The organism is Thiocapsa sp., from assembly GCF_011390875.1.
Classification (GTDB): Bacteria; Pseudomonadota; Gammaproteobacteria; order Chromatiales; family Chromatiaceae; genus Thiocapsa.
This window is the reverse complement of the sequence record NZ_JAABRP010000097.1, coordinates 1-18,280: the sequence shown is the minus strand read 5'-3', so window position 1 is coordinate 18,280 and position 18,280 is coordinate 1. Positions and strand designations below refer to the sequence as shown.

General features: G+C 63.1%; 17 protein-coding genes. 10 read left to right on the top strand and 7 right to left on the bottom strand.

Annotated features, from left to right (window positions below; genetic code table 11):
* Positions 1-71: 71 nt before the first annotated feature.
* The 5 genes from GPT33_RS09655 to GPT33_RS09635 all read right to left on the bottom strand — a co-directional run bounded on the left by GPT33_RS09655 (position 72) and on the right by GPT33_RS09635 (position 5,183).
* Positions 72-830, bottom strand: coding sequence for an arginyltransferase (locus tag GPT33_RS09655; protein ID WP_296808008.1), 759 nt, complete (start codon positions 828-830; stop codon positions 72-74).
* Complete coding sequence (aat, locus tag GPT33_RS09650) at positions 827-1,567, bottom strand: leucyl/phenylalanyl-tRNA--protein transferase (protein ID WP_296808005.1); 741 nt, start codon at positions 1,565-1,567, stop codon at positions 827-829. The genes GPT33_RS09655 and aat overlap by 4 nt, the downstream gene beginning before the upstream one ends.
* Positions 1,564-2,748, bottom strand: a complete 1,185-nt coding sequence (locus GPT33_RS09645; RefSeq protein WP_296808001.1) for a GNAT family N-acetyltransferase — start codon at positions 2,746-2,748, stop codon at positions 1,564-1,566. Before GPT33_RS09645 ends, aat begins: the two co-directional genes overlap by 4 nt.
* Before the next feature lie 82 nt (positions 2,749-2,830).
* A complete protein-coding gene (gene trxB / locus GPT33_RS09640; RefSeq protein WP_296807998.1) occupies positions 2,831-3,796 on the bottom strand; it encodes a thioredoxin-disulfide reductase in 966 nt (321 codons plus the stop codon).
* A 130-nt stretch (positions 3,797-3,926) separates the two neighbouring features.
* Entirely contained in the window at positions 3,927-5,183 is a 1,257-nt protein-coding gene (locus GPT33_RS09635) for a sodium:proton antiporter (protein ID WP_296807995.1), read from the bottom strand.
* 396 nt (positions 5,184-5,579) lie between these two features.
* Between GPT33_RS09635 and GPT33_RS09630 the strand changes: the two genes are divergently transcribed.
* The 9 genes from GPT33_RS09630 (at position 5,580) to GPT33_RS09590 (ending at position 14,182) form a co-directional block, all read left to right on the top strand.
* Complete coding sequence (locus tag GPT33_RS09630) at positions 5,580-6,041, top strand: C40 family peptidase (protein WP_296807992.1); 462 nt, start codon at positions 5,580-5,582, stop codon at positions 6,039-6,041.
* Between the two features lie 128 nt (positions 6,042-6,169).
* On the top strand, positions 6,170-6,538 hold the full coding sequence (locus tag GPT33_RS09625; protein WP_296807989.1) for a high-potential iron-sulfur protein: 369 nt from the start codon (positions 6,170-6,172) through the stop codon (positions 6,536-6,538).
* 407 nt (positions 6,539-6,945) lie between these two features.
* Positions 6,946-7,800 carry a hypothetical protein gene (locus tag GPT33_RS09620; RefSeq protein WP_296807987.1) on the top strand — a complete coding sequence of 285 codons (855 nt, stop codon included), beginning with the start codon at positions 6,946-6,948 and terminating at the stop codon, positions 7,798-7,800.
* Positions 7,801-7,804: 4 nt separating this feature from the next.
* Positions 7,805-8,425 carry a 23S rRNA (uridine(2552)-2'-O)-methyltransferase RlmE gene (gene rlmE, locus GPT33_RS09615; RefSeq protein ID WP_296807985.1) on the top strand — a complete coding sequence of 207 codons (621 nt, stop codon included), beginning with the start codon at positions 7,805-7,807 and terminating at the stop codon, positions 8,423-8,425.
* Between the two features lie 84 nt (positions 8,426-8,509).
* A complete protein-coding gene (gene ftsH / locus GPT33_RS09610; RefSeq protein WP_296807982.1) occupies positions 8,510-10,438 on the top strand; it encodes an ATP-dependent zinc metalloprotease FtsH in 1,929 nt (642 codons plus the stop codon).
* A gap of 16 nt (positions 10,439-10,454) precedes the next feature.
* On the top strand, positions 10,455-11,819 hold the full coding sequence (glmM, locus tag GPT33_RS09605; RefSeq protein ID WP_296807979.1) for a phosphoglucosamine mutase: 1,365 nt from the start codon (positions 10,455-10,457) through the stop codon (positions 11,817-11,819).
* A complete protein-coding gene (locus GPT33_RS09600) occupies positions 11,816-13,201 on the top strand; it encodes a sodium-dependent transporter (protein ID WP_296807977.1) in 1,386 nt (461 codons plus the stop codon). The genes glmM and GPT33_RS09600 overlap by 4 nt, the downstream gene beginning before the upstream one ends.
* A 224-nt stretch (positions 13,202-13,425) precedes the next feature.
* Positions 13,426-13,860: a type II toxin-antitoxin system RatA family toxin gene (locus GPT33_RS09595; RefSeq protein WP_296807972.1), complete on the top strand. Its 435-nt coding sequence runs from the start codon at positions 13,426-13,428 to the stop codon at positions 13,858-13,860.
* Positions 13,853-14,182 carry an RnfH family protein gene (locus tag GPT33_RS09590; protein ID WP_296807969.1) on the top strand — a complete coding sequence of 110 codons (330 nt, stop codon included), beginning with the start codon at positions 13,853-13,855 and terminating at the stop codon, positions 14,180-14,182. Before GPT33_RS09595 ends, GPT33_RS09590 begins: the two co-directional genes overlap by 8 nt.
* Before the next feature lie 74 nt (positions 14,183-14,256).
* Here the strand turns inward: GPT33_RS09590 and GPT33_RS09585 are convergent, their stop codons facing one another.
* Complete coding sequence (locus GPT33_RS09585; protein ID WP_296807967.1) at positions 14,257-14,751, bottom strand: outer membrane protein assembly factor BamE; 495 nt, start codon at positions 14,749-14,751, stop codon at positions 14,257-14,259.
* A 140-nt stretch (positions 14,752-14,891) separates the two neighbouring features.
* Between GPT33_RS09585 and fur the strand changes: the two genes are divergently transcribed.
* Entirely contained in the window at positions 14,892-15,314 is a 423-nt protein-coding gene (fur, locus tag GPT33_RS09580; RefSeq protein ID WP_296807964.1) for a ferric iron uptake transcriptional regulator, read from the top strand.
* A 34-nt stretch (positions 15,315-15,348) separates the two neighbouring features.
* Here fur and GPT33_RS09575 read toward each other — a convergent pair whose 3' ends face one another.
* Complete coding sequence (locus tag GPT33_RS09575; RefSeq protein ID WP_296807961.1) at positions 15,349-17,706, bottom strand: hypothetical protein; 2,358 nt, start codon at positions 17,704-17,706, stop codon at positions 15,349-15,351.
* Between the last annotated feature and the right edge of the window lie 574 nt (positions 17,707-18,280).

Below are 18,280 nucleotides of genomic sequence, written 5' to 3'. Positions count from 1 at the left end.
GCTCCGACAGTCGTCGGGGCTGGCGCGGCCAAGCCATTCCAACAAATGACGCATATCGCACCGGGCGCGGTTTAACCGAGATCCAAGGGTCGCGAGCGATCGAACCTCAGCCACTTGTGGCCGTCCCACGCCTCGATCGGGCGAAAACGTTCTTTATACCGCATCTTCGGCGAGTCTCGAAGCCAATAGCCCAGATAGAGATAGGGCGCTGCGATGCGTCGAGCCGCTTCGATCTGCGCCAGGATGGCGAAGGTCCCCGGCGAGCGCTCCGAGAGCGTCGGGTCGAAGAAGGTATAGACGGCGGAGAGCCCCTGCTCGAGGACGTCCGTCACGGCCACGCCGACCAATCGCTCGCCGAGCCTCATCTCGATGAACCGGGTCGAGCCGCCCCAGCGCTCGACCAGAAAGCGGCGGTAGCTCCCTTCGGAGGCATCGTCCGCCATACCGCCTTCCGGATGACGCTCCCTCAGGTAGCGTCTATAGAGCTCGAAATGGCTCGGCTTGAAGGCGGCCGCGGTGTCGAGGAGGCTCAACTCGGATGAGTTGCGGCGCCAGTTGCGACGTTGCGAGCGGTCCGGGACGAAATCCGCAACCGGCACGCGTACCGGCACGCAGGCCGCACAGCCGCGACAGGCCGGCCGGTAAACATGTGCGCCGCTGCGGCGGAACCCTTGATCGACCAGGGCCTGGTAGGTCGACCCGTCGATATGGGCCGTAGGGTCCACGAAAAGGGTCCGCGCCCGCCGTCCGGGCAGGTAGGAGCAGGCGTGCTCACCGGTCAGATAGAGGGCAAGATGGCGCCCGGCAAGGGGGCCGTCCGCGGCATTCATAGTGTCTCCGCGTTGCCGTCGAAAAGGGGGAAGTGCTCGCGTCCGTCGTCCCAGTGCCGACCGGTCGTTGCCGGAGCGGGCACCCGGCAAAGGCGATTCAAGCAACATACCAGCTCGTCGCGAGAGATCTCCACGGCGCCCAAACGGATCAGATGCTCGGTGCGCATTTGACAGTCGATCAGACCGAATCCCCACCGCGTCAGGCGCTCGCACAGATGTACGAGTGCGACCTTAGAGGCGTCGGTCGCCCGGCTGAACATGGACTCCCCGAAGAATGCGCCTCCGACGGCGACCCCGTAAAGTCCGCCGACGAGCTCGCCGTCCTGCCAAACCTCGACCGAATGCGCGATCCCCCGGCGATGCAGTGTTTCGTACGCCATCACCATCTCCGGGAGGATCCAGGTGCCGCCGTGGCCGTCTCGCGGTGCCGCGCAGCCGCGAATGACCGCGCCGAAGTCGCGATCCATGGTGACCCTGAAGGTCTGCTTGCGCAGGCGTTTGCGCAGGCTGCGCGGTATCTTCAAGGATTGCGGAAAGAGTACGGTGCGCGGGTCCGGGGACCACCACAGGATGGGGTCGCCCTCGCTGAACCAGGGAAAGATGCCGCATCTGTAGGCGCTTTCGAGGCGCTCCGGGGACAGATCGCCGCCGAACGCCAGCAGTCCGTTGGGCTCGCGCAGGGCCTGGCGAACATCCGGGAATGCGGACCTGTCGTGCGGATCAAGTCGCGGGATCATTCTGAATCGCGTCCCGCCGGTGCCGAGACGGTCGAAGCGCTGCTGTCTCGGCGGTAGGGACTGTGGGCCTGCATCTCGGCGATGTAGTCGTCCATGCCCTCCGCCTCGAGGGTCACGAAGCGCGCGATGGCGTCGCGGAAGGCCGGGTCGGCGATCCAATGAGCCGACCAGGTCGGGGTCGGCAGGAAGCCGCGACTGACCTTGTGCTCGCCTTGCGCGCCCGGCTCGAAGCGGGTCAAACCCTGCTCGATGCAATAGTCCAGACCCTGATAGTAGCAGGCCTCGAAATGCAGGCTGTGGAAGTCCTGAAAACATCCCCAATGACGACCGTAGAGCGAGCGTGCGCCGACCAGATCGAAGGCGGCGGCGACGATGTCGCGGCCGTATTCGGCCAGCACCAGCAGGAGACTCTCGCCCATCGTCTCGCCGATGGCTTGGAAGAAGGGCAGCGAGAAGGTGGGGATCCCGCCGCGCTTGTCGAAGGTGTCGCAATAGAGCCGATGGAAGGTGGCCCATTCGGCCTCCGTGACTGCGTTGCCCGGAATGCGTCGAATCCGTACGCCGGATTCGACGACGCGGCGCCGTTCGCGCTTGACCTTCTTGCGCTTCTCGGCCGTGAAGGTTCCGAGATAATCCTCGAACGAGCCGTAGCCCCGGTTGTGCCAGTGAAACTGACAGCCGACGCGTCTGAGCAGGCCCTGATCCTCGAGCAACGCCTGCTCGTCGTCCGCCGTGAAGAGCCAATGCATCGAGGAAACTCCCGCCTCTTCGGCCACCCGGATCGCGCCCTGAACCAGTGCGCGTGCGTACTCTCGTCGCGCGGGTGAATCCCCGGTCAGGAGCCGCGGTCCCGTCGCGGGCGTGTAGGGGGACGCGATCACCAGCTTCGGATAGTACCGCAACCCCTTGCGCCGATAGGCGTCCGCCCAACTCCAGTCGAAGACGAACTCTCCGTATGAGTTGAACTTCAAATAGCAGGGCGCGGCGGCGACCAGATGCCCCGCCGAGTCGTGCAGCGCGAGATGCCGCGGCAACCACCCGAGGGATTCGCCGACGCAGCCGTGACGCTCCATGGCATCGAGGAACTCATGGCGCAGGAAGGGGCTGTCATCGCCGACGAGCCGGTTCCAGTCATCCGCGTGAATGTCGGCAATTGCCGAGTGGGTCGTCAGTTTGTACATGGGCATCGATCGGAAGGCCGGGCCGGTATCAGCCACATAAGGGCGCCCGATCGGTGCCCAAGGCATCAGGTGCGTCGAGCCGCTATTGACCCCCGGCCGCCAAGGCGTCCAGATATTTTTCGGCATCCAACGCGGCCATGCATCCGGTGCCTGCGGAGGTGATCGCCTGACGATAAACATGGTCCATCACATCGCCCGCCGCAAAGACGCCCGGCACCGATGTGGCCGTCGCATTGCCGTCGATGCCGCTGTGGACCTTGATGTAGCCGCCGGCCATCTCGAGCTGCCCGTCGAAGATCTGCGTGTTGGGCTTGTGCCCGATGGCGATGAAGACGCCTTGCAGATCGATATCCTGTGTGGATCCGTCCAAGGTGCTCTTGATGCGCATCCCGGTCACGCCGGTCGCGTCGCCGAGGATCTCCTCGAGAGTGTGGTTCCAGGCGATCTTGACATTGCCGTGCTCGGCCTTTTCGAACAGATGCTTCTGCAGGATTTTCTCCGCGCGAAGGGCGTCGCGTCGATGCACCAGGATCACCTCGGAGGCGATGTTCGACAGATAGAGGGCTTCCTCGACCGCGGTGTTGCCGCCGCCGATGACGGCGACCTTTTGGTTGCGATAAAAAAAGCCGTCGCAAGTAGCGCAGGCCGAGACGCCGCGACCGCGGAAGGCCTCCTCCGAGGGCAGGCCGAGATACATGGCGCTCGCACCCGTGGCGATGATGAGTGCATCGCAGCTGTAGACGGCCGAGTCGCCGGTCAGCTTGAAGGGGCGCGTCCCGAGATCGACCGCGTTGACGTGGTCGAAGATGATCTCGGTCTCGAAGCGCTCGGCATGGCGCCGCATCCGCTCCATCAGATCCGGTCCCTGAACGCCGTCCGGGTCGCCCGCCCAATTGTCCACGTCCGTCGTTGTCATCAACTGGCCGCCTTGTTCCAGGCCCGTGACCAGGACCGGGCTCAGGTTGGCGCGAGCGGCGTAGACGGCCGCCGTGTAGCCGGCGGGGCCGGATCCCAGGATCAATAACCGGCAGTGCTTGGTTTCGCTCATATCTCGATACTCCAGCAAGTTGCGCGTTGTTTTCGGGTCGGACGGTCCGCCGCCCCCGGCGGGGGCTTGCGGTCGATGGTCGAAAGCTCGTGCGAGGCGCGCGCACCGCCGCGTCGTCCATGCCCGGCGTTCACGGGTGTTTTATCCTCTCGGACCTCGCCGCCACGCGGCGGACCAAGGGTCCCAGGGTCAGGCCCTGCACCAGCACGGAGAAGACCACGATGATATAGGTCACGCTCAGGATCAGATCGCGAGGCTCGCCCTCCGGCAACGACAGCGCCAGTGCGACCGAGATCCCGCCGCGCAAACCGCCCCAGGTCAGGATCGAAAGGAATCCGGGCTCGAACTTGCGATGGCGGCGCAGCAGTTGGAAGGGCAGGCCGACACTGACGAGGCGTGCGGCGAGCACCAACGGGATCGCGAAGAGACCGGCCAGCATGAATTGCCCGGTCATGCTGATCGCCAGGACCTCCAAACCGATGATCACGAACAGGACGGCGTTGAGGATCTCGTCCACCAACTCCCAGAAGTCGTCCAATCGATACCGGGTGGCCTCGGTCACGGCGACGGCGCGGCCCCGGCTGCCGATGATGAGGCCGGCGACCACGATGGCGATCGGTGCCGACACATGTGCGTGCTCGGCGATGGCATAGCCGCTCATGGCCAGCGCGAGGGTCACCATGATCTCGACCTGATAGTTGGCCGTCTTGCTGATCATGTAGAGAGCGATCCAGCCGACGAAGAAGCCGAACGCGATCCCTCCGACGATCTCGGTGGTGAAGAGCATCAACGCGTCGCCGAACGCCGGGGTTGTCTCGCCCGCAGCGAGACCTGCCAGCAGCATGAAAACCACGACCGCGACCCCGTCGTTGAAGAGCGATTCGCCGGTGATCTTCATCTCCAGGGCTTTCGGGGCATTTGCGTTCTTCAGGATGCCGAGCACCGCGACCGGGTCGGTAGGCGAGATGAGCGCACCCAGGAGCATGCAGTAGATGAGCGGAATGTCGATCCCGAGTGCGAAGAACAGGAGCCAACTTCCGCAGCCGATCAGGACGGTCGCACCGAGAACGCTTGCCGAGGCGAGGATCGCAATCGCCCACTTGTGTCTGGCGAGCTCGCGCAGGTCGACGTGGAGTGCGCCGGCGAAGAGCAAGAAGCCCAACATCCCCTGCAGCAGTGCCTCGCTGAAATCGATACTGGCCAGCATGCGTTGAACCTCGTGCTCCAGCTCCCGGGCGAACGGGAACGGCAGCAAGAGCACGAGTGAAAACACCAGGGCGATCAGCATCAATCCGATGGTGTTCGGCAGCTTGAGGTAGCGATCGTTCAGCCAACTGAAGAGCGCCGAGATTCCGATCAGAACGGCTAGAACGTCGAAGATTCGCATCGTTTGGTTCCTTGTTCGCTGGGCTGAGTCGTGTGCGAATCCGATCGAGCCGTCCGCGGTTCGCTGCCTGTTCTCCGCGAGTTGCCGATGCACCGAGGCGCCGCTCTTCGGGTCGGTTGCGGCGCGGCCTTCGGTGCGCAGCCGCAGTGCGATTATGCCGTGTCTTCGTCGGTTCGGCGCGCGGTTATGCCTCGGCACTCGCCCCTGCTCGCGCAATCGCGCCGCGCGCACGCGGGAGGGGCGGTTATCGAGCCGGACAGCGTAACCGCCGCAGAATAGCCGCGCGGACGCGGCAAGGGGCAGCCGCGATGGGCAGCGAAGCTCACTTGACACCGTTCGGTTGGCGGTCTAAAAGTTTCTTTTACAGCTGATTGCGAAATATATCGAGTGTCGATTATGAGGCTATGGCAAGACGGCTTCGTCTGCATCCTCTTGGTGTCCGGGATCCTGTCGGGCTGCGCCACCCAGCGCGGCGACGGCCTCGAAGGGCCGCGCGCAGACGTCGTGCTGGCCGGGTTATCCCAAGTCGGAACGCCCTACGTCTACGGGGGGAACAGCCCTGGCGAAGGGCTCGACTGCAGCGGGCTCACCTATTACGCGCACCACGTTGCCGGCGTGCAGATCCCGCGGGTCTCGACCGAGCAACTGCGTACTGCGAAACCGGTTCCCGGCCGTCAGCCTCGTCCCGGCGATATCGTCTTCTTTCGGATCGCGCCGGGAGAGCATCACGTCGGGCTGATGGTAGACGACGAACGCTTTGTCCACGCCTCGACATCGCGCCGACAAGTCCGGCTCGATCGGCTCGCAACGCCTTACTGGCAGGCCCGCTACCTTGGTGCGGGGACGTATCTCGACTAAACCGCCGTGACCGAGCGTGGCCTTCCACTCGCGTTTTTCGGACCAATGTAGCACAATGCGCGACAGCTTCCGGTCGAGCCGGGGGTGTCGATGTCACCACAATGAATTACTCGAAGGAGTTGACAAACATGTCCGATAAGCCAATGAGCACGAGCCGTCGCGACGCTGTCAAGGTGATGCTGGGGACCGCTGCCGCGATCCCGGTTATCAATTTGGTCGGCTTCGGCACCGCGCGCGCCGAGGTGCCTGCGAACGCAGTCGCTGCGAACGATCCCACCGCGGTTGCGCTCAAATACAACCACGACGCGACCCAGTCCGACCGTGCGGCTGCCGCCCGTCCGGGTCTGCCGGTCGATGAGCAGCACTGCGCAAACTGTCAGTTCCACCTCCCCGACGTCGCCGGTGCGACCGAAGAGTGGCACGGCTGCAGCCTGTTCCCCGGCAAGTTGATCAACGTCAACGGCTGGTGCGCGTCCTGGACCCTGAAGGCCGGCTGATCGCGTCGATCAGTCGCCTCGGATCGTCCGAAACGGGGCCGTTTGGCCCCGTTTCTCGTTGCATCGCTCAACCTTTGGAACGCCAGAAGTCCCCGCGCTCGCCTCGTCCCCGACAAATGCGCTCCCTCTTGATCGTCCGATTCGTCTGCTTCTAAACCGCGTCCAGAGCGACATGCGTCATTTTCATATTGCATTTGGCTTCGGAGATGTCCTCGATCTCGGTGGGACGCGATTTAAAGTTTAAAATTTTTCAATCTTTTAAACCGCGCCGGCTCCAACGGTCGTTGGAGCCGGCGCGGCCAAGCGAATCCAACAAACTACGCATACCGCGCCGGGCGCGGTTTAGGTTCGATTTTTGCTTTGATTTCGAGAACGCAATCTTTCCCAGACGTTCTCCGGTGATCCTCATGACCTTCTCCCAACACCCATCCTCCTCGAGCTCCGAGATTGCCCAAACCTTCGGCGCCTCGATCCGTTCCCGCGACACCTCGGCACCGAGCTGGCGCATGGCGCTTTTGCGCGGCATCGTCTGGGGTCTGATCGGGATGATCTATGCGCCCTTGTTCTCCGGTCTCGCCGAATTGTTCCAGGGCCTCGGCTTCGGCCACGGGACCTACATCGCTGCCGCAGCCCTGGCGGGTGCGGTGGGTGCTGCGCTCTATGGTGCGCGTGAGGTGGCCCTGATCGCGACGGGCATCGGTGTCTTGGTCGGCGTCCTCGTGCTGATGCTCTTTGCCGAGCAGATCGCGGTCTTTCAAGTTGTTTTGGTGGCGGCCGCCGTTGCAGGTCTGGTCGGCCTAACCGTGAGCTTCCCGACGCGTTGTTCGAGACATGTGCCGGGAAAAACCATGGCCGGCCTGGCGACCGGCGCGATCTGCGGCGGCTTTTTGGCGTTGGTCGAGCCATTCCATCCGAACCCGTTCTCCTCGTTTGCAGTGCTGGCCTTTCTTGTCAGCGTCAACGGGGTACTCTATGTGTCGACCGTGCGCTGGTGGCTGTCGGTGTCGCATCGATTGCATTGCGAGTCACGGCCCTGCTACATCATCGAGTCCTTGGTGATGGCGACGCTGGCAGGTGTGGCGGCAGGCAGCGTTTGGATGATGATCGGTCCTCTCATCGACTTCGATGCAGGGTTGTGGCAATCCGCAAGCGCGGCCATGCATGATCGTATCCCGATGGCCATCCTCGGGGGGCTGTTCGGCGGCGCGCTCGCCGGCATGCTGCTCGAGCTCTTCCGATTTTCCTGGGTGCACGATCTCTAACCATATGGCTAAAACCGCCTCGAGTCGGAAGTGGCTGGATCGGCAGCACAGCGATCCCTACGTCAAGCGCGCACAGCGCGAGGGGTATCGTTCGCGTGCCGCCTACAAGTTGCTCGAGATTCAGGAGAAGGATCGGATCTTCCGCCCGGGGATGCGGGTGCTGGATCTGGGTGCCGCGCCGGGGAGTTGGTCCCAGATCGCCGCGCGCCTCGTCGGTGGGCGCGGCAGTGTCGTTGCGCTCGATCTGTTGCCGATGGATCCGCTCTCCGGAGTCGTCGTCATGCAGGGTGACTTTCGCGAGCCCGAGATGCTCGAACAACTCTGCGCGACCTTGGGCGGCGAGTCCCTCGATCTGGTGCTCTCGGATATGGCCCCCAATATAACGGGCATGACCGTCGTGGATCAGCCGCGTTCGATGTACCTTGTAGAATTAGCCTTGGATCTTGCGCGGTCGCGTTTGCAACCCGGCGGGTCTCTGGTCGTCAAAGTCTTCCAAGGAACGGGTTTCGACGACATCCTGACCGAGCTGCGACGGAATTTCTCAAAAGTGGTCAGTCGTAAGCCCAAATCATCGCGATCCCAGAGCCGTGAGCTCTACTTGGTCGCCAAAGGCTTTCATCGTTGAGGCGTCGGTGCTAATTTCGATCGTTCGACCTCGACACCATCGCGTCGGTCCACCATCAGCAGGGGCAAGCAAGCCGTGAATGACATGGCGAAAAACATACTTCTTTGGGTGGTCATCGCCGTCGTGCTGATGTCCGTCTTCAATAATTTCACCACCGCGCCGACGACCCCGCGGACCCTGACCTATTCCGACTTCATCGAGCAGGTCCGGGGCGGCGAGGTCAAGGAGGTGACCATCCAGGGCCGTACGATCGAGGGGATCAGCGGCTCCGGACAAAGGTTCACCACCTTCAGCCCGGGCGACGACGGACTCGTCGGCGACCTCTTGAATCACGACGTCGTGATCAAGGCAGCGCCTCCCGAGAAACAGTCCGTTCTGATGCAGGTCCTGATCAATTGGTTCCCGCTCCTGATCCTGATCGGAATCTGGATCTTCTTCATGCGGCAAATGCAGGGCGGTGCCGGCGGTCGAGGTGCCATGTCCTTCGGCAAGAGCCGCGCCCGGATGCTCTCCGAGGATCAGGTCAAGGTCACCTTTCAGGATGTCGCGGGCGCCGAAGAGGCCAAGGACGAGGTCTCGGAGATGGTCGATTTCCTGCGCGATCCGAGCAAGTTCCAGAAGCTCGGCGGCAAGATCCCGAAAGGAGTCCTCATGGTCGGCCCGCCCGGAACCGGTAAGACCCTGCTCGCCCGCGCGATCGCAGGCGAGGCGAAGGTGCCCTTCTTCACCATCTCGGGTTCGGATTTCGTCGAGATGTTCGTCGGTGTCGGTGCCTCGCGCGTTCGCGACATGTTCGAGCAGGCCAAGAAGCACGCGCCCTGCATCATCTTCATCGACGAGATCGACGCGGTCGGCCGGCATCGCGGCGCCGGTCTTGGCGGCGGTCACGACGAGCGCGAGCAGACCCTGAACCAACTCCTGGTCGAAATGGACGGCTTCGAGGGCAACGAGGGTGTCATCGTCATCGCGGCGACCAACCGCCCGGACGTGCTGGATCCTGCGCTGCTGCGTCCGGGTCGGTTCGACCGCCAGGTGGTCGTTCCGCTCCCCGACGTGCGCGGTCGCGAGCAGATCCTGAAGGTGCACATGCGCAAGATCCCGGCGGCCGAGGACGTGAAGGCGTCGGTCCTGGCGCGCGGCACGCCCGGCTTCTCGGGTGCGGATCTCGCCAATCTCGTCAACGAAGCTGCACTCTTTGCCGCACGGTCGAACAAGAAAATGGTCGACATGGACGACATGGAGAAGGCGAAAGACAAGATCATGATGGGCGCAGAGCGTCGCTCCATGGTCATGTCGGACGACGAAAAGCGTCTGACCGCCTATCATGAGTCCGGCCACGCGATCGTCGGCCGGCTGGTGCCCGACCACGACCCGGTGCATAAGGTCAGTATTATCCCGCGCGGTCGGGCGCTGGGCGTCACCCTCTTCCTGCCCGAGGACGACCGCTTCAGCTACAGCAAACAGCGCCTGGAGAGCAGCATTTCGAGCCTCTTCGGTGGACGCTTGGCCGAGGAGTTGATCTTCGGCCCGGAGAGTGTGACCACGGGTGCCCAGAACGACATCCATCGTGCAACCGAGATCGCGCGCAACATGGTCACCAAGTGGGGCCTTTCCGACAAGCTGGGTCCGCTGACCTACAGCGAGGAGGAGCAAGAGGTCTTCCTCGGGCACTCGGTCACCCAGCACAAGAGCGTGTCGGACGAGACGACGCATCTCATCGACGAAGAGATCCGCAACGTCATCGAGCGTAACTACGAGCGGGCGCGCGGCCTGCTTACCGCCAACATGGACAAGCTTCACGCCATGTCGGCCGCGTTGATGAAGTACGAGACCATCGACGCCGAGCAGATCAACGACATCATGTCAGGCCGCCCGCCGCGTCCGCCGAGCGACTGGGAGGACGAGGAAACCGGCGGCCGCCCGGCCGGACGCCGCTCCGATCGCGCGCGCCAAGCCGACGCCACGCCCGGTCCGGACGACGGGACGATCGGGCGACCTGCAGGCGAGCACTAGTCACAAGGAGGCGGACATGACGGGACGTCGTTATTTCGGGACGGACGGGATCCGTGGACGGGTCGGGGAGGGAATGATCACCCCGGATTTCGTCCTGAAGCTCGGCTGGGCGGCGGGACGGGTCTTCGGCCAAGGGAACGGCGGGAAGGTCCTCATCGGAAAGGATACCCGGATCTCGGGCTACATGTTCGAATCGGCGTTGGAGGCGGGCTTGGTGGCGGCCGGGGTGAACATCCGGCTGCTCGGGCCGATGACCACGCCCGGCGTCGCCTATCTCACGCGGACCTTTCGCGCCTCGGCCGGCATCGTCATCACCGCCTCGCACAACCCTTACCAAGACAACGGCATCAAATTCTTCTCGGCCGACGGCGATAAGCTCCCGGACGACGTCGAAGAAGCGATCGAGGCCGAGCTCGAGCGACCCCTGCACACGGTCGACTCGGCCGCACTCGGCAAAGTGAAGCGGATCGACGACGCCAACGGGCGTTATATCGAGTTCTGCAAAAGCACCGTTCCGACGAGCATGAATTTCAGAGGCTTGCGCATTGTCGTCGACTGCGCCAACGGCGCGACCTACAACACGGCGCCCTATGTTTTCGAAGAACTCGGTGCGGAGGTGGTGCGCCTCGGTACCGATCCGGACGGTTTCAACATCAATCGCGATGTCGGCTCCACCCATCCGGACGCCTTATGCCGTGCTGTCGTAAAGGAAGGGGCCGATCTGGGCATCGCCTTCGACGGCGATGGCGATCGCGTGCTGATGGTCGACGGCAAGGGACAACTGATCGACGGCGATCGGCTGCTGTATGTCATCACCAAGGCCCGTCTTGCAGACGGGGCAATGCGCGGCGAGGTTGTCGGCACCCTGATGAGCAACCTGGGTTTCGAGCACGCGCTGCAGCGACTCGGTGTCGGCTTCGTGCGGGCCAAGGTCGGCGACCGTTACATCATGGAGCATCTCAAGCGGTCGGACGGCATCCTCGGCGGCGAGCCTTCCGGACATATCATCTGTCGCGACCGCACGAGCACGGGTGACGGGATCGTTGCCGCTCTGCAGGTCCTGGCCGGTTTGAAACGTCTCGACACGGGTTTGCACGAGATTTGTGCCGAGGTCGAGCCTTATCCCCAGCTCCTGATCAACGTCCGGTTGGACGTCCGGCGCGATATCGTCGGGCTGCCCGCCGTGCAGGATGCGGTCCAGACTGCGGAGCAGACACTCGCGGGCCGGGGGCGTGTTCTGCTGCGTCCTTCCGGGACCGAGCCGCTGGTTCGCGTCATGGTCGAGGGCGTCGACGCGAGCGAAGTCCGACGTCTTGCCGAGTGGCTGGCCGATGTCGTCCGCGCGCAGATTGTGCCGTCCTCGGTTGGGCTGCCGTCTTGAGCGCGACCGATTCTATCCATGGAATGTGGTCGACTCGGCTGGCCTTTATCCTGGCCGCGAGCGGATCGGCCGTGGGTCTCGGCAACATCTGGCGCTTTCCCTATACCGCCGGTGAATACGGCGGCGGCGCCTTTGTCCTGGTTTACATCCTCTGTGTCGTCCTGATCGGCGTTCCGATCATGATGGCGGAGATCATGCTCGGGCGGCGGGGGCGGCGCAGTCCCATCAACACCATGCGCGTCCTTGCCAGCGCGGAGGGCCGAGCGCCCGCGTGGCAATTGTTGGGTTGGATGGGCATCGTCGCGGGTTTCCTTATCCTCTCCTTCTACAGTGTCATCGCGGGCTGGACCATGGGATATATGTTCCGCGCCGCGAGCGGATTGTTCACGGGCATCGATGCCACAGGTGCGGGCGAGATGTTCTCGGGCTTGATCGGCGACGCCGAGCGGCTGCTCGCGTGGCACACCATCTTTATGGTGATGGTGGTGTTGGTGGTCGCGCGCGGTGTGGCGGGCGGTCTCGAGAAGGCGGTGCGCATCCTGATGCCGGCGCTGTTCTTGCTCCTCGTCGTCATGGTCGGCTACGGCATGCAGGCCGGCGATTTCGATACGGCGGTCGCCTACCTCTTCGAGCCTGACTTCGCCGAGTTTCAAGGCAAGGCGGGCGAGGCGATCCTCAGCGCCATGGGCCAGGCGTTCTTCAGTCTGAGCCTCGGGATGGGCGCCATCATGATCTATGGCTCCTACCTGAAACGCGACTCCTCGATCGCACAGAACACCATGATCATCGCCGGGCTGGACACCCTGGTTGCCCTGCTGGCCGGGCTTGCGATCTTCCCTATCGTCTTCGCCCACGGTTTGGCCCCGGACAGCGGCCCCGGTCTGATCTTTCAGACTTTGCCGATCGCCTTCGGCGACATGCCGGGCGGGTCTTTCTTCGGTGCCCTTTTCTTCGTGCTGCTTCTGTTCGCGGCCTGGACCTCGGCCATCTCCCTTCTGGAGCCTCTCGTGGCGTGGCTGGTCGAGAATCTAAGCTTCAGCCGTGTGCGCGCATCCGTGCTGGGCGGTCTCACCGTCTGGCTGCTCGGCATCGCCTGTCTACTCTCTTTGAACGCCTGGTCGGAGGTCAAGATCTTCGGCAAGGGGTTCCTGGATCTCTTCGACTTTCTGACCGCAAACATCCTGCTGCCGCTGGGCGGTGTCCTGATCGCGATTTTTGCCGGCTGGATGCTGTCGCGGGCCTCCTCCTCGGATGAGCTTCAGATGGACGACGGCCCGGCCTACCGGCTTTGGCGGTTGCTGATCCGCTATGTCGCACCCATTGCCGTCGGCATCGTACTGCTGAATGCCTTGGGCGTGCTCGAGTGGATCGGGTTGGGGTGAATCGACCGGAGATCACTTGCGAGCGATTTCAGTCGGCCCGGCCCGGGTGGGATGATGTGCGTGGATCGAGGGACTTGGTGGGAGGGGCTTGGATCAATGCTCGTCGAGAGACGGAATTCAGATCTTTTTATTCTCTAAACCGCGTCGCGCACACGGCTTTGGATGCCCTCGAGGGGGCAGGCTCTGTATAAACGTCGGTTTTTCACTCGGGACGCGGTTTAGCTGTGGCTATCGTCAGAAAAAGTGCGCTGGTGCCCTACTCGGCATCTCAGATGTTCGACCTCGTCTACGATGTCGGCTCTTACCCGAAATTCCTGCCTTGGTGCGCGAAGACTCGCGTCATTTCCGAGACCGACGAGAAGATCTGCGGTCAGATCGAGGTCGCACGCATGGGGATTCGCCAGACCTTCAGTACCTGCAATCGGTTCGAGCGCAACCGCCGGATGGACATCGATCTACTCGACGGGCCCTTCCGAAAACTCGTTGGTGGATGGCGTTTCGTCCCGTTGCGCGAGGATGCCTCCAAGGTCGAGTTGGAGCTGGAATTCGAGTTCTCGGGACATTTGATCGACAAGGCCTTCGGAGCGGTCTTTCACCAGATCGCCAACACGCTGGTGGACGCCTTTTGTCGGCGTGCTGAAGAGGTCTACGGTGACTGACTATTTGAAGGTGTCCGTGGCCTACGTCGGTGCGAACGACCAAGTGCTCCGTCCGCTCGAGGTGCGCATCGGCACGACGGTGCGGCAGGCGATCGAGCAATCCGCCGTGCTCTCGCGGTGCCCCGAGGTTGACCTGGCCGAGAACCAAGTCGGCATTTTCGGAAAACTGGCCAAATTGGATCAGGTCTTGGAGGACGGTGATCGCGTCGAGATCTATCGCCCCCTGATTGCCGATCCGAAGGAAGCGCGTAAACGACGTGCAGCGGAGGGCAAAGTCATGCGTAAGGGCGGCGCAGATACCGATCCGAGCGCCGGGACCTGAGTCGACCCATCAGGGAACGTCAAGCGTCCGCAGGACGCACCGCGCTCCTACCGGACTCTCCGACCGGGCCGCCTCTACTCCTTCGGCTCCAAGCCGATCGTTTCCAGGCCGCGCTTGATCAGTCCTTTCCGTTCCTGATAATCGGGAACGGACACGACCACTTCCTGCGGTACTCTCGCCTCGGCGCGCGCCGGATTCGGGCGAATATCCCCCTCGATACGCGCAAGGCTATCATCCTCCTGAAAATACAGGGTCAGGTAGCGCACCTCCATGGGTTTGTGCCCGCGCTGAATGGTATAGGTGTAGTCCCAGCGATCGGTCTGGAAGAAGTCCGTGAGCAAGGGCGTACCCAACAGAAACTGGACCTGGCGCTTGTTCATCCCGAGCTCCAGGCGATCGACCATCTCCTCGGTGATGATATTGCCTTGTTGCACCGTCATCTTGTAGACGAACGGGAGATCCTCCAGGACAGAGCCCCGGTACTCCTCGGGCTTTTTGTCACGGGAGCAGCCAGCCGTTGCGAGTGCGACCAGGCAGCCGAGAATCGAGATATAAACCAACTTTCGCATGTCTTGAAAACAGCGCGTTTGCATTGAACCCAGGCATGATACAGCAGCGCCCCGCTCCGATCATCGGGGCGACGAATCAGAAGACGAATCGGGCAGGCCCGCGTACGGCGCAGAACCTGCCTTCGACGGGGAGATGGGATTTGGAAATCGAGCAGATCAAACAGGCAGGTCTCAAGGTCACCGCACCGCGGGTCGCGATCCTCGCCATTCTCGAGAACTGCGGCAAGCGCCACCTGAGCGCCGAGGACGTCTACAAGGAACTCCTCAACAACGGCGAGGAGATCGGGCTTGCGACCGTCTACCGCGTCTTGACCCAGTTCGAGGGGGCGGGGCTGGTGTGCCGTCGCCACTTCGAGACCGGGCAGTCGGTCTTCGAGCTCAATAGCGGTGACCACCACGACCACCTGGTGTGCATCAAGTGCGGCAAGGTCGTGGAGTTTTGCGACCCGATCATCGAAGAGCGCCAATCCAAGATCGCCGAGGAGCGTAACTTCCGCATCGAGGATCACTCGCTCGTGCTCTACGGGATCTGCGCCGAGTGCGAGAAGACGAAGAAGCGGTGATCAGCCAAGCCAAGACGGATCAGCCCGTGCTTTGCTACGGGGTCGTCACCGCAACGTTGGTCGCGCCGACGGTCACGCCGGCCGTCTGCAGGCGCAAAAAAAGCCGGTTCGCGGCTGGATCGAAGGCGACTCGTTGGCCATTGCCGGTGACCAAGACGGTGTAGTAGGCAGTTTCGTCCGTTGCAATGGTGCGGGTAAGACTGTTGCCGCAGGCGATCCACTCGCCTTGAGCATCGGTCTCGCACACTCGGAGGCTCAACGGCAGGCCGCGCCCGCCGTCGTCCACGCTGGCGGTAACCGTCCCTGGGCTGCCGATGTTGATCGCCGCCACGGCAAAAAAGCCGGTGCCTTCGCGCCCCGGCAATCGAACAACACCGTCGCCGCTCGGTGTCGCACCGACCGCAAGCAGATCGGGCGGCGTATTCGATGACGCCGAGAGGATAAAGGTGTTGAGACCGGCGTAGCTGGAAGCCGGTGCGGTATTGGCGCAATCAAACACCGGGGCGATCTCGGTGGCCCGCAGGGCGCCATAAGGCGTGATTGCGAAGACGAAACCTTGGGTGGCTCCCGGGGCGATGTCCACCGGGGTATCGGGCGTGCCGGTAGCGGTATTGCCGGTGTTGGTGGCCTGATAGCCGAAACTCGCCGGGATGCCGCCCGGCAGGGCGATCGAGCAACCGGTGGCGATGCTGTCGCCGCTGTTGATGACACTGGCGTAGGCGGTCGCAGTCTCGCCGATGCCGATGGCGCGGGCGTAGGGTAGCACGGCCGCATTGATGGTCGTGGCGCCGACGGGAAGGGTCTCGAAGGTTGCAACGCAGCTCGCGTCTTGATCCAGCGGATGGAGGTAAGGGCACGATGCGTCGCCCGACCACCCCGTGAACACGGAGCCGGGTGCCGCCACGGCAGTGAGACTAATTTCCGATCCAAGATCGAATTCGGCCTCGCAGGTGTTGCCGCAGTCGATACCCGAAGGACTCGACGTCACTGTCCCTCGCCCCGTACCCGTCTGCACGACGGTGAGGCGTCCACTCCCTTCGATGAATTCGGCTTGACGCCCGAGCCAGTAAGCCAAGAGATAGTCGACACCCGCAAAGGCTACGTTGGGCGCTCCCGGATCGACCAATTTCCAAGGCTGGCGCTCCCAAATGAAGGTCGCACCTGCTCGATCGTCGACATCGGTGGCAATAGCCGACAGCCCAGGACATTCGGGATCTTCGGGGTACTTCCAGCGCACATCCAGCGCCTCGGCAGTTTGCGGTGGGCTCGGGAACAATGCGAGCTGGGCGAGATGCGCGTCGATCAGGGCCTCGACGGAATCCTCCGGCGCCGCCTGCGCTGCATAAATCAAGCTGAAGAAGACGTTCTTGTGGTCCTCGACCGCGGACCAGAGCGCGTCCCTCAGGACATCGCGTTGCAGTCGCGCCCGACGCATCGGGTCATCCTCCAGCCTGACCCAGTTGTATATCGGCATGAAGGCGATATTGAGCCCGTGGTAGGTGGCGCTGCATTGGTTGGTGTTTTCCCAACCCGTCGCGATGTCGAGCCAGGTTTCGACCTGCTCCTCATAATGCGCCAGCAGTGCCGCATGACGCGCCTCGTACCCGGGAACGCCCGCGGTGACCTGCAGCGCAACCCGGAAGGTCGCGGCAAGCTGGATCGCCTGACTCGGCAGGAGTACATCGGGCAGCCAGCCCAGAGCTGGGATCTCGCGGAGGATTTCGCCTGGGTTCGGCCAGAACACCACCATCCCGGAGCCCTCCGCCTCGAACGGGCTCGTGCGAATGTTGAGAATCGGAATTCCGTCCGGGGTCTCGTCGTCGGTATAGACCGCATGCTGCAGTTCGAGCGTGGTCGAGAAGTTGCTCGACCCGTTGATAATGACCTTCACGCGCTTGCGCTCGCGGCGCATGAGCTGCTCGGCGAAGGTGGCAACATCTTCCCGGATGAGCTGACGAATGCCGGGATCGGATGTCGCCTCGTACGCGAGCGACATGCCGAGCAGCACGCCCTGGTATTGATCGCGACTGACGCGGCCACGCCAGTGCCAGAGTGCACCCTCGTATGGAACGTCCCGAATCACCTCTGGATCTTCTGCAGGCAACGTGGCCAACACCGCCTCCGGACTCTCGGCCGGCGCCGCGAACCGGGCGAGATAGCCCGCATCGCCCGAGATCCGCCACCATCGATGCAGCACCCTGAGCGTCTCGGCGAGCTGATCGGCCGCATCGGCCGCACCCGTCACCTGCAGCCGCAGCGCCTGCGCCGCCAAATAGGCACCGGTCCAGATGGCGGGGTCCCGCTCGCCACCGTAACTTTTGACCTGCGCATAGGTGTCGTCCGTGAACTGCCCGGACATGACCCCGCCGGCCGGCATCAGGCGCTCGCGCATCCAGTTATCGTGATCGGCTGCGCGCTGGTGCAGGTCTTCGGGACCTGCTGGCGCATCGAAAGCGCCAGCGAAGACTGCAGTGCCTTGATACGCGGATTGGATCGTTCCGGTCTCAATGTCCGGTCGGGTTGACTCGCAACACGCAGGGATAACTTGGGCGCCGCTTGTCGTCCAGATCATCAGAGCAGCGAAGCTCGATAGGGCCGAAATCGGCGATGCCTTCATTGCGAACGTCTCCTGAACGACGATCCTGCTCGATGTAGAGGTGCAGCGGAGATCATCCCCCAGGACTCGGCTTGAGGGAATCGGTTTCCAGACAAATGCAACAGGCTACGCCTTGCCACCGCGAACCGACATTATAGTCGGAACGACCGGGTGGAAAATGGGCTCTCCACCTTCGCGTCAGTTGCGACTCGGGAGCCCTTCTATCCCGGGCCGACCAACTGCGCAACAACCGCGTTGACCTGTTGCAGCCGCCGTTGCGGCTCGGCCATGTCCCGGTAGAACCGCAGCTTGTCGCTGCCGTCGAGCTTGAACTCCTTTGGCTTTTGCTGAATCAGGCGGATCAGGTTGC

Excerpts from the sequence above, each read along its gene's own strand:
- GPT33_RS09655 (WP_296808008.1), bottom strand. The coding sequence starts at position 830 with ATGAATGCCGCGGACGGCCCCCTTGCCGGGCGCCATCTTGCCCTCTAT.
- aat (WP_296808005.1), bottom strand. The coding sequence starts at position 1,567 with ATGATCCCGCGACTTGATCCGCACGACAGGTCCGCATTCCCGGATGTT.
- GPT33_RS09645 (WP_296808001.1), bottom strand. The coding sequence starts at position 2,748 with ATGTACAAACTGACGACCCACTCGGCAATTGCCGACATTCACGCGGAT.
- trxB (WP_296807998.1), bottom strand. The coding sequence starts at position 3,796 with ATGAGCGAAACCAAGCACTGCCGGTTATTGATCCTGGGATCCGGCCCC.
- GPT33_RS09635 (WP_296807995.1), bottom strand. The coding sequence starts at position 5,183 with ATGCGAATCTTCGACGTTCTAGCCGTTCTGATCGGAATCTCGGCGCTC.
- GPT33_RS09630 (WP_296807992.1), top strand. The coding sequence starts at position 5,580 with ATGAGGCTATGGCAAGACGGCTTCGTCTGCATCCTCTTGGTGTCCGGG.
- GPT33_RS09625 (WP_296807989.1), top strand. The coding sequence starts at position 6,170 with ATGTCCGATAAGCCAATGAGCACGAGCCGTCGCGACGCTGTCAAGGTG.
- GPT33_RS09620 (WP_296807987.1), top strand. The coding sequence starts at position 6,946 with ATGACCTTCTCCCAACACCCATCCTCCTCGAGCTCCGAGATTGCCCAA.
- rlmE (WP_296807985.1), top strand. The coding sequence starts at position 7,805 with ATGGCTAAAACCGCCTCGAGTCGGAAGTGGCTGGATCGGCAGCACAGC.
- ftsH (WP_296807982.1), top strand. The coding sequence starts at position 8,510 with ATGGCGAAAAACATACTTCTTTGGGTGGTCATCGCCGTCGTGCTGATG.
- glmM (WP_296807979.1), top strand. The coding sequence starts at position 10,455 with ATGACGGGACGTCGTTATTTCGGGACGGACGGGATCCGTGGACGGGTC.
- GPT33_RS09585 (WP_296807967.1), bottom strand. The coding sequence starts at position 14,751 with ATGCGAAAGTTGGTTTATATCTCGATTCTCGGCTGCCTGGTCGCACTC.
- GPT33_RS09575 (WP_296807961.1), bottom strand. The coding sequence starts at position 17,706 with ATGCGCGAGCGCCTGATGCCGGCCGGCGGGGTCATGTCCGGGCAGTTC.